General features: G+C 69.6%; 14 protein-coding genes. 8 read left to right on the plus strand and 6 right to left on the minus strand.

All coding sequences use genetic code 11. The features are described from left to right. Positions 1-114: 114 nt before the first annotated feature. Positions 115-1,176 carry a glutathione S-transferase family protein gene (locus ACFW3D_RS21155; RefSeq protein ID WP_500505791.1) on the plus strand — a complete coding sequence of 354 codons (1,062 nt, stop codon included), beginning with the start codon at positions 115-117 and terminating at the stop codon, positions 1,174-1,176. Between the two features lie 158 nt (positions 1,177-1,334). Here the strand turns inward: ACFW3D_RS21155 and ACFW3D_RS21160 are convergent, their stop codons facing one another. Next, a complete protein-coding gene (locus tag ACFW3D_RS21160; RefSeq protein WP_500505792.1) occupies positions 1,335-1,901 on the minus strand; it encodes a hypothetical protein in 567 nt (188 codons plus the stop codon). A gap of 255 nt (positions 1,902-2,156) precedes the next feature. Continuing rightward, complete coding sequence (locus tag ACFW3D_RS21165; protein ID WP_500505793.1) at positions 2,157-2,897, minus strand: SDR family oxidoreductase; 741 nt, start codon at positions 2,895-2,897, stop codon at positions 2,157-2,159. A gap of 103 nt (positions 2,898-3,000) precedes the next feature. Between ACFW3D_RS21165 and ACFW3D_RS21170 the strand changes: the two genes are divergently transcribed. Continuing rightward, positions 3,001-3,924, plus strand: a complete 924-nt coding sequence (locus ACFW3D_RS21170; protein ID WP_500505794.1) for an AraC family transcriptional regulator — start codon at positions 3,001-3,003, stop codon at positions 3,922-3,924. A 159-nt stretch (positions 3,925-4,083) separates the two neighbouring features. Further along, positions 4,084-4,617, plus strand: a complete 534-nt coding sequence (locus tag ACFW3D_RS21175) for a hypothetical protein (RefSeq protein WP_500505795.1) — start codon at positions 4,084-4,086, stop codon at positions 4,615-4,617. Positions 4,618-4,842: 225 nt separating this feature from the next. Here the strand turns inward: ACFW3D_RS21175 and ACFW3D_RS21180 are convergent, their stop codons facing one another. Both ACFW3D_RS21180 and ACFW3D_RS21185 read right to left on the minus strand, forming a co-directional pair. Further along, the gene (locus ACFW3D_RS21180) at positions 4,843-5,487 is read right to left on the minus strand and encodes a dihydrofolate reductase family protein (protein ID WP_500505810.1); all 645 of its coding nucleotides are present in this window, start codon (positions 5,485-5,487) and stop codon (positions 4,843-4,845) included. A gap of 182 nt (positions 5,488-5,669) precedes the next feature. Beyond that, positions 5,670-6,659, minus strand: a complete 990-nt coding sequence (locus ACFW3D_RS21185) for a phosphotransferase family protein (protein WP_500505796.1) — start codon at positions 6,657-6,659, stop codon at positions 5,670-5,672. Positions 6,660-6,874: 215 nt separating this feature from the next. Between ACFW3D_RS21185 and ACFW3D_RS21190 the strand changes: the two genes are divergently transcribed. Both ACFW3D_RS21190 and ACFW3D_RS21195 read left to right on the plus strand, forming a co-directional pair. Then, positions 6,875-7,540 (plus strand): maleylpyruvate isomerase family mycothiol-dependent enzyme, encoded by a 666-nt coding sequence (locus tag ACFW3D_RS21190; RefSeq protein ID WP_500505797.1) that lies wholly within the window; start codon positions 6,875-6,877, stop codon positions 7,538-7,540. A 146-nt stretch (positions 7,541-7,686) separates the two neighbouring features. Beyond that, positions 7,687-8,556 (plus strand): TIGR03619 family F420-dependent LLM class oxidoreductase, encoded by an 870-nt coding sequence (locus ACFW3D_RS21195; protein WP_500505798.1) that lies wholly within the window; start codon positions 7,687-7,689, stop codon positions 8,554-8,556. Between the two features lie 239 nt (positions 8,557-8,795). Here ACFW3D_RS21195 and ACFW3D_RS21200 read toward each other — a convergent pair whose 3' ends face one another. Further along, complete coding sequence (locus ACFW3D_RS21200) at positions 8,796-9,842, minus strand: aldo/keto reductase (protein ID WP_500505799.1); 1,047 nt, start codon at positions 9,840-9,842, stop codon at positions 8,796-8,798. Between the two features lie 119 nt (positions 9,843-9,961). On the opposite strand from ACFW3D_RS21200, the gene ACFW3D_RS21205 reads away from it, so the two are divergent. After that, positions 9,962-10,513: a TetR/AcrR family transcriptional regulator gene (locus ACFW3D_RS21205; protein WP_500505801.1), complete on the plus strand. Its 552-nt coding sequence runs from the start codon at positions 9,962-9,964 to the stop codon at positions 10,511-10,513. Positions 10,514-10,661: 148 nt separating this feature from the next. Here the strand turns inward: ACFW3D_RS21205 and ACFW3D_RS21210 are convergent, their stop codons facing one another. Next, positions 10,662-10,889, minus strand: coding sequence for a DUF6924 domain-containing protein (locus ACFW3D_RS21210; RefSeq protein WP_500505802.1), 228 nt, complete (start codon positions 10,887-10,889; stop codon positions 10,662-10,664). 170 nt (positions 10,890-11,059) lie between these two features. On the opposite strand from ACFW3D_RS21210, the gene ACFW3D_RS21215 reads away from it, so the two are divergent. Together ACFW3D_RS21215 and ACFW3D_RS21220 are read left to right on the plus strand one after the other, a co-directional pair. Continuing rightward, positions 11,060-11,554, plus strand: a complete 495-nt coding sequence (locus ACFW3D_RS21215; protein ID WP_500505803.1) for a DUF6461 domain-containing protein — start codon at positions 11,060-11,062, stop codon at positions 11,552-11,554. Positions 11,555-11,886: 332 nt separating this feature from the next. Further along, positions 11,887-13,179 carry a tachylectin-related carbohydrate-binding protein gene (locus ACFW3D_RS21220; RefSeq protein WP_500505804.1) on the plus strand — a complete coding sequence of 431 codons (1,293 nt, stop codon included), beginning with the start codon at positions 11,887-11,889 and terminating at the stop codon, positions 13,177-13,179. The last annotated feature ends 41 nt before the right edge of the window (positions 13,180-13,220 follow it).

Raw genomic sequence — 13,220 nt, forward strand, 5'->3', positions numbered from 1 at the left:
TGCGCAAGCATGTGTCGCGTATACCCCGAGCCACGTCCGGAATGGCCGCCGCGCAGCTCACCCGCCGGCGTGATTGAGCATCAAGGCAAGAAGACCCCACAGGAGGAAGGCACAATGACGCGCGCCACCACACCAGCAAGAGAAGCCGAAGGCCACGACGACACCCCGGCGAGCGCCAACGCCGAGTTCGGTCGGCGACGCTTCACGCGCTCCCCCAGGCATTTCGCCGACCGCGTCACGGCGGACGGCAGGAACGGCTGGCCCGTCGAGGCGGGGCGCTACCGCCTCGTCGTCAGCCGCGCCTGCCCCTGGGCGAGCCGCGCACTGATCTCCCGGCGACTGCTCGGACTGGAAGGCGCCATCTCCGTCGGCATCACCGACCCGATCCAGGACGACCGCAGCTGGCGCTTCACCCTCGACGAGTCGGGACGTGATCCGGTGCTCGGCATCCGCTACCTCTCAGAGGCGTACGACGCGCGCGAAACGGGCTACCCGGGCGGGGTCAGCGTGCCCGCGATCGTCGACGTTCCCACGGGCAAGCTGGTCACCAACGACTTCCATCACCTGACCCTGGACCTCGCCACCGAATGGGGCGCCCTCCACCGCGAAGGCGCTCCCGATCTCTACCCCGAGGCGCTGCGGGACGAGATGGACGAGGTAATGGACGACATCTACCAGGACGTCAACAACGGTGTCTACCGGGCCGGCTTCGCCACCACGCAAGGCGACTACGAGGATGCCTGCGGAGCTGTCTTCGGGCGACTCGACGCCGTCTCCGAAAGGCTCACCACCCGCCGGTACCTGATGGGCGACACCATTACCGAGGCCGACATCAGGCTGTTCACCACGTTGGTGCGGTTCGATCCGGTGTACCACGGTCATTTCAAGTGCAACCTGTACAAGATCACCGAGAATCCGGTGCTCTGGGGCTATGCGCGCGACCTCTTCCAGACGCCGGGTTTCGGCGACACCGTCGACTTCGACCACATCAAGCGGCACTACCACCAGGTGCACACCGGGGTGAACCCGAACGGGATCACGCCGCTCGGACCCGACCTCGCCAACTGGCTGACACCACACCACAGGGAGGAACTGGGTGGCCGGCCGTTCGGCGACGGCACCCCTCCCGGTCCCGTACCCGCGGCCGAGGAGGTACCGGCCACGGGCCGTCCCTGACCTCCGCGCACGGCCCGGGAATCCCACCACCTCGGTAGCGCCGGTAACGCAGAGCGAGCCTTCCGCGTCCTCTGCGCTGCCTGAGGTGTGGATACCGGGCAACAGGTCCGCGTGCCTCGCACCGAGCTCGTTCGGGATGCTGCCGAAGCGGTGGACCGTCAGGCCGCCTCAAAGCCCCTGGCGGCCAGGCCCTGAAGGTAGGGATTTCGCCGAGTCGCCGGCTGTTTCGAGAAGAGCAGGGAGAGGGCGTCCGACAGAGCCCGGTCCACAAGGCCCTCGAACTCGCCGATCCGGCAACGCCCTTCGGCGGGGCGGAAGCACCAGCCCTCCCGGGTCGCATAGCGAGTCCGAAGCCGAACGACGCCGCGGTCCCGAGTGAAGTGCCACTCGTCCTGGCAATCGGAGAGTGAGACCACCGCGAGGACGTCTTCGCGCAAGGTGACTCGCGCAGCCTGGAGCATCAGCACGAGGTCCAGAACGCAGACGAAGTCGGCCGCGTCGGAGAAGTCGGCAGCGCCGATCCTCAGGGCTGCGCTCACCTTGAAGTTGTCCCAGATGAAGGCCGATTGGGTGAGCTGCTCGACGGCCGTCGGCCGGCTGACAGCGTTGCGTGGGACCCATTCCGGTTGCCACGACGTGTCTCCGGGGCTGGGACGAAAGGTCAGCGAGGTCGCTGCGGGTGCGATCGTCGCCGAGCCGGAGAAGCGCCGAGGGAGTCTCTTCATGCCATTGCTCCCCTCGGGGACTCGATCGGACCGGTCGGCGCCGACCGTCCTCACCGGAATCGGCTCAGGACCCGATGGTCCTGACTGGCCGACTGGCGCGCAACCCGGGGTGTCCAGAAGCACGGTCCCGCACACCGGGACGACCCACACCGCCCATGGTCCCCCCAGTGACGTGGTCAGCGTAGCCGGGGGAACCAACCGCCATTGCCCCATCGGCAAGACACCGCCCGGCGGCGACGCGTCACCTGCTCCGTGTCACTGCCTGGCGCCCCCCGGAACGCCGTGAGTTCGCGTCGCCGCGAGGAGCGTGCCGTACGTCTCGCCCGGGTCGGCACTGAGCGCCGCCTTCGCCGAGCGGGTGTCCTCGTCCGCGAGGACTTCCAGCGCGCCGGCTTCGAGTCCGTCCAGGGCCTGGCGCACGACATCCGCGGGGTCGTTCTTCGGGATGTCCCACCGGCTCATCATGTCCGTGTCGGTCGAGCTCATCAGCAGACCGGTGACCTGGGTGCCCTGCCCCGCCAGCTCCAGGCGGACGCCGTTGGTCAGGCTCCAGGCGGCGGCCTTGGCGACCGCGTAGGAGTTGGCCCCCTGATAGGAGAGCCACGACAGACGCGAGAGCACGTTCAGGATCGCGCCCCCGCCGTTCGCGGCGAGCACCGGGGCGAAGGCACGCACGACCGAGAGGGTGCCGTAGAAGGAGGTGTCCACCTCGCGGCGGATCTTGTCCAGGTCACCGGTGACGAGGTCCTGGTAGAGGCTGACGGCCGCGTTGTTGATCACCAGCGTGACGTCCGATGCGGCTGCCGCCGCGGCGGTGACGGACGCGGGGTCGAGGAGATCGAGGCGCAGGGGTTCGGCGCCCGCGATGTCCACGCGCTCGGGGTCGCGTGCGGTCGCGTACACCTTGGCGCCGCGCTCGAGGAGTTGCTCGGCGAAGTGGCGACCGAGTCCACGAGATGCCCCGGTGATCAGTGCAGTGCTTCCTGAAATCTTCATGGGATCACCGTATGACGCAACCCATGAGCGAAACGATGGCTCAATGCAACACGATAATGGCTGTTTGTCTCAGACCAGAGTGGTGTTGGGGTACGCTGCGTCCATGGATCTGCTCGCCGAGGTGCTGGCCCTGTCGGATGTGCGCGGGGCTGTCGGTGCACGCATCGAGGCCGGCGAGGACTGGGGCTGGTGGTGGACCTCCGCGACACCGCGCGCGTCGCTCCACGCGGTCACCGCCGGAACGGTGTGGGTGGGCCTGCCCGACGGCCCGCCCCTCCAGCTGATGCCGGGTGACGTCGTCCTCCTGCCCGGCGGGGCCGAGCACGCACTCGGCAGCGACCCGGCGGCGGTGGCCCGCACGGGACCCCGCACGTTCGACGACTGGCACATCACCACCTCCGGAACCGTGTCGATCGGCACCGGACCGGTACGCGCCCGCATCCTGTGCGCCGATTACGACCACGACCGGACCGTCTCGACGCAGGTGCTCGCCCTGCTGCCCGAGGTCGTCCACCTGCGGGCCGGCGAGGACCCCGACGCGCTGGCCCAGGACACCGTGCGCCTGCTCGGCCGCGAACTCGCCGCTCCGCGTGCGGCCACCGGCGTGGTCCTCGACCGCCTGGTGGACGTACTGCTCATCCACGTGCTGCGGGCCTGGCTCGCCTCCGGTGGGACGTCCGCTCCCTCCTGGCTCGGCGCCCTGGGCGACCCGGTCGTGACGGCCGCCGTGACCAGGCTCCACGAAGAACCCGCCCGGCCATGGACCACCGCCGCCCTCGCCCGTGAGGTCGGCGTCTCACGTGCCACCCTCGACCGCCGCTTCGCCGCCGCGACCGGCGAGTCGCCAGGCACGTATCTCACCCGCTGGCGCATGGACCTCGCCGCCCGCCGCCTGCGTGACACCCAGGACAGCCTCGACACGATCGCCGCCTCGGTCGGCTACTCCTCCGGCTACGCCTTCAGCCGGGCCTTCAGCCGCGCGCGCTCTCAGCCGCCGGGGCGGTTCAGAGCGGCCGCTCGCGGCTGAGGCGACCGGCTGCCGCCTGCTGCCGCGTTGCCGGGAAGCAGCGGCGCGCACTCCGGCACCCGCCTGACCCGCAGCACCCCGGCGGGGCAGCCCGTGACCCGCGTCATGCATCATTCCTCGGGCGGCGCTCGACCGTACAGCGGAACGAAGGACAGGATCATGGCCGATCGACTCGGGCCCCTTGAGCTCATCGACGGGGAATGGGTCATCGGCGACCCCACAGGAGACCATGTGAGGCTGACGGGGGACGGTCTCTCGCATGTGGTGTGGGGCGTCCGTACACATCAGCTGGCCTGGTCGCGCGTGCGGGAGATCGTACTCAGCGTCCAGCCCCATCGGGCGGATCACTCGAAACGGCTGCGCCGGGTAGCAGTGCTGTTGTCCTGGCTCGGCCGGCCGACCCAGCACGTGGGTCTTGCCGCCAACGTCGGGGTTGGCGCGCGCAATCCCTATGAACAGTGGAGCGCGGACTTCACCCACCACGCCCGGAGGTACCCCCGCCGGGAGATCACGGCAGCTTGCCTGCTGCTCGACGAGGTCGCGGCCAGTGGCCGAGCCGCCCGGCTCGGCGACCCCGAGTGGCTGAGCGCGGTTGTCCGAAAGCTGGAGGGTCACCCGTACGGTTCACGCTCACGTTTTCCGCGCAGGCGAGCGATCCGAGACGTCCTGGACGCCTGCCCGCACCAGGTCTGAGCGTCAATCGCCGCATAACCGCAACGGCCCCGGCTCGAGCCGGTCGGCAGGGACGGGGGACGGGCCAAGAGCGGCGCCCGTCCCCCTGCGCCGGCCCGGCGTGAGCCAGCACCGTCACCTCGTGCGGACCAGAGGCCCGGTAGGACGACCGGCGCCGACGCGACGCCCGCACCACGCGTCATCGCGCCCGCGCGCCGGTGGCCCGAACCCGGATGGGCCCTCGCGTCACCTTCGCCAGAACAGGTGGTGCGTCACGCCGCTCGGACTGGGCACGACCTCCAGGTGGAACCGGTCGAGCAGCTCATCGGGCGACTCCCAGAGTCGCAGTCCCGACCCCAGCTTCACCGGCGCGACCGCCACATGCAGGGAGTCGACCAGGTCGGCGTCAAGGAACTGCCGGATGGTGCTGACCCCGCCACCGAGTCGGACGTCCTTGCCCTGCGCCGCTCCACGCGCCCGCTCCAGGACGGTGACCGGGTCGCCGTCCACGAAGTGGAACGTGGTGTCGGAGAGGGTGAACGAAGGACGCTTGTGGTGGGTCATGACGAACACCGGCGTGCGGAACGGGGGCTCGTCTCCCCACCAGCCGCGCCACTCGTGGTCGTGCCAGGGCCCGCGCTGGGGCCCGAACTTGTTGCGGCCCATGATCTCGGCACCGATATTGCGGGCGAAGTCCCGCGTGAAGTAGTCGTCCAGGCCCCGGCTGCCTCCGGGATCCGTCCGGTTCGGCCAGCTCGCCGTGGCCCCGGCCCAGCCGAACAGCCTCTCGGGACAATCACAGCCGAAAGGCCTCTCCAGGCTCTGATCCTCGCCTGCGCCGATCCCGTCACTCGAGACGTTGAAATTCATGACTCTCAGCAGTTGCTCCACGTCTTCCCTCATCAGGTCCTGTCGCGTCATCGTGCGGCGAGAGGCCGCACACCATCACGTCGAACGGGACGGCTCCGGATCGACAGGGGCCCGCAAGATTTTTTCCGCCGCACGTCAGGGCGCAGTCCCGCCTGCCGTGCGGCCGTCGCACCGGTCCCGCCCACGGTCCGGGTGCGCCGGCGCTACCGGACCAGCAGGGCCAGCGCTTCCTTCGCGTTGTGGTCGGCAATGTCCCGCATCAGCGTGCGCTGCGGGTAGTCGCCGTCCAGGAGCCGCAGGGGGCCCGCCACCAGGGAGAGGCGCATCGCGAGCATGAACAGGTCGAGTCGTGCCGGATCGAGTCCGGCGCGCGACAAGGCCGGGTACTGCTCACCGAACCGGAGCTGCAGGAACACGTGCTCCCATTCGACGTCGAAGAACATCAGGCCCTCGATGTCGATGAGGACGGGGTGTCCGCCGGCGTCGACCAGGACGTGGTCGGGCCCGAGTTCGCCGTGGATCAGTCCGTATTCCGTGCGCGGTGAGACCCGTGCGGCCAGCTCCCGCAGGCGATCACGCAACGGGGCGGCGGCTGATCCGATGCCGGGGTCGCGTCCGGCCGCCTCCGCGAGATCTCCCAGGGCCCGCTCGAGCACCAACTGCTCGCACGAAAGGCCACTCGCTTGGTCGCCGCGCTCCAGCACGTCCACCCTGCCGTAATGCTCGCTGCGCTGCCGGTGCATCACGCCGAGCATCGCCGCCAGTTCGTTCAAGGGGTCCGAGGCGCTTGCGGGATCGGTTCTCAGGAGCGCTTCCAAGGTGCCGCCCGCAACGTCCTCGACGACCGCCACGTCCGCCGGGTAGCGGCGCCGGCTGTCGTCGGTCAGGAGCACCCCTGGAACCCGGACCCCGATACGGTCCAGGCTCCGCTGAGCGGCCAGAAAAGGAACCAGCCCCGAGGCGGGAGCGAACGGGTGGGCGGCGTCGATGCCGTCCTCGGCCGGCCAGAAGTTCTCGCCCTCGGCCCAGCTGTAGACGATCACACTCGCCGCGCGTGATCCGTCCACGTGGACGCGGTAGACCCCCTTCTTGCTCCCGCCACGCAACCGGTCCACCCCCACGACATCGGCTTGCGCTCCCAGTGCCTCACGCACGATCCCCGACAACACCGCGGTCTCTGTGAACTGGCGCATCCGCCGACCCTATCCCCGGACCGGCATCCCCTGACCACCTCTTTTGCGGCCGGTCACAGGTGTCGTCCCGCCGCCGAGCATGGGATGCCCAGCGTTCGGATGCCGGAGAAGAGGTCACTCGCGGGCGATGACTTTGCCTGTGGGCGGGAGTCTCCCCCACGAGTACCCGTAACGGACGTCCACCCGATCCGGCCCGCGACAGGAGACCCCCGCTCATGACTGATCCGGAACTGACAGCGGACCGCAGCCGCAGGAACGGCCTCTGGCCCTCCATCCGCACGGAGCGAGCGGCGCTGGCAGCAGATCTTGCCGTTCTGACCGACGAGCGCTGGGCAACGCCGTCGCTGTGCACGGGGCTGACGGTGCGCGAGGTGCTCGCCCACCTCACCGCGGGCGCGAGCCTCAATGCCGTGCGCTGGATGGCGGGGGTCATCCGCTGCAGGTTCGACTTCGACAAACAGGTGGCCATGCGGCTGGCCGAGCAACTGGGCGGCACTCCGGCGGAGACGCTTGAGCGATTTCGGCGTGTCGTCTCCAGCACGACGAAGCCTCCTTTGCCGGCCGTGGCCATGCTGGGCGAGACGATCGTGCACGCGGAGGACATTCGGCGCCCGCTGGGCATCCGTCACGACTACCCGATCGAGGTCGTCACGCAGGTGGCCGAGTACTACCGGGGTTCGGACCTCGTGGTCCTTGCCAAGGGACGCATCGACGGGCTGAAACTCGTCGCGGACGACGGCCCTTTCACGACCGGCTCCGGACCGACCGTGTCGGGCCCCACCGTAGCTCTGATCATGGCCACGACCGGGCGCGCGGCCTATTGCGACGACCTCGAGGGCGACGGCGTGCAACTCCTCCGCAGCCGCTGCGAGCCGGCCTGACCCGGTGTCCGGGCCTCGAGCCCGGTGCCGCGTAGTCGTGGCCTCGTCCATTCGGGTGCCGCGCCGTGCCGCCTCCGCGCGCGGTGTGCCACGTCACCCGGAGCGCGACCGCGCTTGCCGCTTAGGGTGACGCCGGGAGGTGGCGGATGCGAGTGGGGTTGCACGCGCTCGGCATCGGTGACGGTGCCCGTACGCGGGTCATCGCTGCGGTGGCCACGGCCGCGGAGGCGCACGGGTTCGCCAGGCTCTGGTGCGGCGAGCACGTGGTTCTCGTTGACGCACCCGCCTCCCGGTACCCCTACTCCGCGGACGGCCGGATCGCCGTGCCCGCGGACGCGGACTGGCTGGACCCGCTGCTCGCCCTGGCCTACGCCGCAGCCGTCACCAGCCGGATCGAACTCGCCACCGGCGTGCTTCTGCTGCCCGAGCACAACCCGGTCGTGACCGCCAAGCAGGCCGCCACACTCGACCTGCTCTCCGCCGGACGCTTCACCCTCGGTGTCGGGGTCGGCTGGTCGGCCGAGGAGTTCGCGGCACTCGGGGTCCCCTTCGCCGGGCGCGGTCGGCGCGCCGAGGAGTACCTCGCCGCGATGCGCGCTCTGTGGGCCGACGATCCCGCCTCCTTCGCCGGGGAGTTCACCCGCTTCGACGCGATCCGGGTCAACCCCAAGCCGCTGCGTGGTGGTGGACTCCCCGTCGTGTTCGGCGGCAACAGCGACGCCGCCCTGCGTCGCGCGGCCAGGCTGGCCGACGGCTGGTACGGCTTCAACGTCGCCGCGACGGACGTCCCTTCCCGCGTGGCAGTCCTCGCCGACGAGTGCGCCCGCCACGGCCGGGCATTCGACGACCTCACGGTCGCCGTCGCTTTGAGCGACGGCACACCGGAGCACCTGCCCGTGCTGGCAGCGGCGGGCGTCTCGGAACTCGTCATCGTCGGCGCACCCCCGCCCGATCCCGACGCGGCGGCCACCTGGGTTACCGGACTCGCCCGGACATGGATCGAACGGGCTCCGTGACCGGCCGACCGGATACCTCAATGCGCTGGACACGCGCCCGGTAACGATCGTCCGGATCGCCTGTTCCGTCTGCACGACCGCATTCGCCACGACCCTCCCAGAGGCACAGCAGATTTACGCACTCCTCTACCCAGGGGTTTCGGGCCGGGGCGGGATCATGGGGGCGGGCGTTGGACAGACTGCCGCGCGAGCACACGAGGCGCGCGGCCGCACGCTCGGAGAGCGCCGGGACACTGTCGTCAGACGTTGGCGTAGCCGGGGATGGCGGCCTTGATGCGCTCGAGTTCGCGTACGTCGGAGACGCCCTGGAAGTCGTAGCGGGGAGTGTAGGGGGCTTCGAGGCGGCGGGCCTCCTCGTCGGTGATGTCCAGGTCGAGGGAGGCTACGGCGTCGTCGATCTGCTGGATGGTGCGGGCGCCGACGACGGGGGCTGCGACGACGGGGTTGCGGCGGAGCCAGGCCAGGGCGATCTGGGCGCGGGTGCGGCCCCGGGCGTCGGCAATGGCGCCGACCTCGTCGATGATCCGGCGGTCGCTGTCGGCGTTGGTGTAGAGCATGTCGGCGTAGGCGCCGTCGGTCGTGGCGCGCGAGCCGGCGTTCGCCTGGTCGAAGGGGCGGGCGAGACGCCCGCGGGCCAGGGGGCTCCAGATCATGGTGGCGACGCCCTCGTCGGCACAGAGCGGGAGCATTTCGCGTTCCTCCTCGCGGGCGAGCAGGTTGTAGTGGTCCTGCAGCGTGACGAATCGTGCCCAGCCGTGACGCTCCTGCAGGTGGAGGGCTTTGGCGAACTGCCAGGCGTGCATGGAGGACGCGCCGAGGTAGCGGGCCTTGCCGGACTTCACGACGTCGTGCAGGGCCTCGAGCGTCTCCTCCAGCGGCGTGTCGCTGTCGAGGCGGTGGATCATGAAGACATCGACGTGGTCGGTGCCCAGGCGGCGCAGGCTGTGCTCGACCTCGCTCATGATCGCCTTGCGGGAGAGTCCGCCACCGTTGGGGCTGCCGGGGCGCATGGCGTGGCGGACCTTGGTGGTGATGACGACGTCGTCGCGGTTGGCGTAGTCCCTCAGCGCGCGGCCGAGGATCTCCTCGCTCGAACCGTAGGAGTAGAGGTTGGCGGTGTCGAAGAAGTTGATGCCCGCTTCCAGGGCGTGCTTGATCAGGGGCCGGCTGGCTTCCTCGTCCAGGGACCAGACGGGGTGGCCGCGGTCGGGTTCGCCGTAGGTCATGGCACCGATGGCGACCGGGGACACGTCCAGGCCGGTGCGGCCGAGCTTGATGTAGTGCACGAAAGGGCTCCTACAATGGAGGACGAAAGTAAGCGGAGAGTTCTCCGCCTGACTTCGGCCACGTTAGCGGAGAGTTCTCCGCTTTGCAATGGACGGCCGTCCGCACGCCAGGAGGATCCATGCCCGACGCCGCACGGCAGCGCTCCGACGCGCTCAAGAACCGCGACGCGATCCTCCAGGTCGCCCACGACGCACTCGCCGAGTCCCCCGACGCCTCGCTCAACTCGATCGCCAAACGCGCGGGCGTCGGCCCCGGCACGCTCTACCGGCACTTCCCCACCCGGGAGGCGCTCCTCCTGGAGGTCCACCGGCGCGACGTCGACCGCCTGGTGGACTCCGTGTCGGACGTCCTCGCCACCCATGCCCCGCTGGACGCGCTGCGGCACTGGTTCACCACCCTCGCCGGCTACGTACGCATCAAGCACGGACTCGGAGAGGCACTCCACTCCGCTGCCGCACAAGAGGTCGTCAGCGCCTCGTGGCCCCCCGTCACCGCCGCCGTGGGCCGGCTCCTCGAGGCGTGCGAACGCGCCGGCGAGGTACGCCCCGGGATCGACCCCGTCGACGTGATCATGCTCATGAGCTGCCTGTGGCGCACCCCCGACAATCCCGAAGGCGCCGCCCAGGCCAACCGCCTGCTGGAACTGGCCATCGACGGCTTCCGGCCGTAGACCGCCGCGAAGGCCACCTTCAGTTCAAGGGCGCAAGCGGCTTCGGTCGCGTCGGCGGCCTCACCAACGACCTCGACGTCCTCGGCCTCCAGTGGACGGCGCACGGCGGCTCGCGAGATCTCGCCTCGAGACGGTGTCATCCACCGCTTCAGGCGGACGAGCGGAAGACCCCTTCGGGATCATCGTGAGCCCACGCCGCGAACTCCTCGAATCCCAGGTTGGCGATGCTCAGGTTCGCGTAGACCTCGTGGACCCCCGAAGGGGTGGTGCGGAACTCGCGGCCGAACTCGATCAGCTGCTGGTAGTCCTTGTCGTCCTCGCAGTCCCCTGGCGTCAGCGTCGTGATCGCCAGGAGCGGGTGGCCTTCGCCGGGCATGGTGCCTCGTCCTCATCACGTCCGCTCACGGCGGGCACTGGTCGCATGAAGGCGCCTCCTCAGGGGCGATCGGTGTGGTGCCCCGACTCTCCACTGCCCATGGGACGAAGCCCGCGCGAGCGTCACGGAGCAATCCAAGCATGTCAGTGCGCTCCTCTACCGTGCGCGGTATGAGGCACTGGATACACCAACCGCTCGCGCAGCACGAGGAGATCAACGTCGTCTTCTTCCGGGGCATGTCCCTGGACGCGCTCACACGGAAACTCCTCGCGGCCCGGCGGATGCCGCTCGCGTACGGCAAGGGCACCGAGTGGGGGGTGATCATGCACCCCATGCTCGGCTGGCAGACCGGCGACTACGACCTCCCCAACTACGGGCCGATGTGCCGGGACGGCGGAGAACTCGTCGTCATCGCCACCGAACCATGCATGGCCAAGGCCTTCGGTCCCGATTTCGAGTACTACCGCGATGGGCGCCTGGTCACCTTCTTCAGCTTCGAAACCCCGGGATACCGGGGTGGCGACGAGCCCGACCTGCTGCTCCCGGCTCTCGCCGCGGCGAAACTGGTCGACCCGGACGCGGACTTCGGCAGCGATGACGACGAGGAACGGATCATGCGGGCGATCGCGGGGTTCTTCGCCCTACCCGATCTCGACATGTCCTGACGGGGAGAGGCAGCGGTCCATCGGGGCGTAGTGGGTCCCGACCGCGATGCGTGCGGAAGGGGCCGTCCCCGAGGGGGCGGCCCCTTCGGCGGTACGAGGTCCCCGGTCGCCGCCCTGACCCCCTGCCGGTCGCCGCCCACGCCCCGTCAGGACGCAACGGGCCAAGGACGTTTGCGTCCATCCGCATTCTCTTCCAACCCGCGTGACCTGCGGCGAGAGTAGTTGCTGCCACCGGGAGTCACATCCGAGACACCTTCACGGCTGCACCTGCAGGGCAGCTGTCCGGGCCAGGGATGTGCCTTCGCCCGCTCGACCTACCCACCGCAGGAGAAATGATGAAGCTGAGCCATGCCGTCCGCCGTACCACCGCCGCCGTGGTCGCCGTCAGCGCGATGTCCCTCGGCCTGGTCGCGACCACCGCAGGAGCCGCGCATGCCGTCGCGTCGTGCACCGGTGACGTGTCGATGTACGGCACGCTGTCCGACGGCCGGCTGACGTACACGCAGATCGAGCCGAACACCGGCGACCGCGTCAAGACGCTCATCGGCCCGAACCTCGGCTTCACGCCCAAGGCCATGGCGGCGCTCAACTTCAACACCGTGCTGGTCACTTCGACCACCGGCGACCTCTACCGGGTCGACGTGCAGACCAACAACACGTCCCTCACGGTCGCGGGCGTCGTCAAGATCTGGGACGGCGGCTGGACCTTCGACAAGCTGGTCTACGACGGCGCCGGTCACCTCTACGGGACGGTCGACGGTCAGCTCCACCAGTACCTGGTGTCGCAGGCCAAGCCCTCGGGGTCGGCCCACATAGGCCAGCACGTCGTGATCGACACCGGCTTCGTCCTCAAGACGCTCGCCGCCGCGGGCGACGACCGCATCGTCGCCTCGACCTCGGACGGCCGGCTGCTCAGCTACAAGATCAACGGAGTGAACGACTGGGACAGCGCGGTCCTGAAGTCGAGCGGCTGGTCGGCGGTGGACTCGCTCTCCTCACCGGGTGGCGGCCTCTACTACGGCCGTACCAACGGCGGCATGTACTGGTACCACGACTCGGACCCGACCGACGGTGACGGCAGCGACATCGCGTACCACTCCGACGACCCGGTGGACGCGTCCGGCTGGACCCAGAGCCTGCTGTCGTCCTACGCGAACAACTGCGCCTACGTGGCGCCGACCCCGCCGAAGTCCGTACAGGGCGGCACCATCTACCGCAACGAGGTCATCGCCCGGGCCAAGGACTGGTACAACCGCAACATCCCGTACAGCCAGAGCGCCTACGCCACCGACGTCGACGGCGACCACTCCTACCGCACCGACTGCTCCGGCTTCGTCTCCATGACCTGGCACCTCACCACCTCGCTGACGACCGAGACCCTCTCCAGCGCGAGCACTCAGATCAGCAAGGCCGACCTCAGGCCCGGTGACGCGCTGAACTACTACTCCGAGCACGCCGTCCTCTTCGCCGGCTGGAAGGACCAGGACGCCGGCACCTTCTACTACTACGCCGAGGGCAGCACCGCCACGGACATGAACTACTCGACGGCGAACGTCTACAGCGGCAACATCGGCGGCCACCCGGCCTCGTCGTACGTCGCCCTGCGCTACAAGAAGATCGCCTGACGCCACACCCGACGCCCCGAAGGCCCCGCCGACCACCGGCG

It is taken from the genome of Streptomyces sp. NPDC058864 (assembly GCF_042742985.1).
Classification (GTDB): Bacteria; Actinomycetota; Actinomycetes; order Streptomycetales; family Streptomycetaceae; genus Actinacidiphila.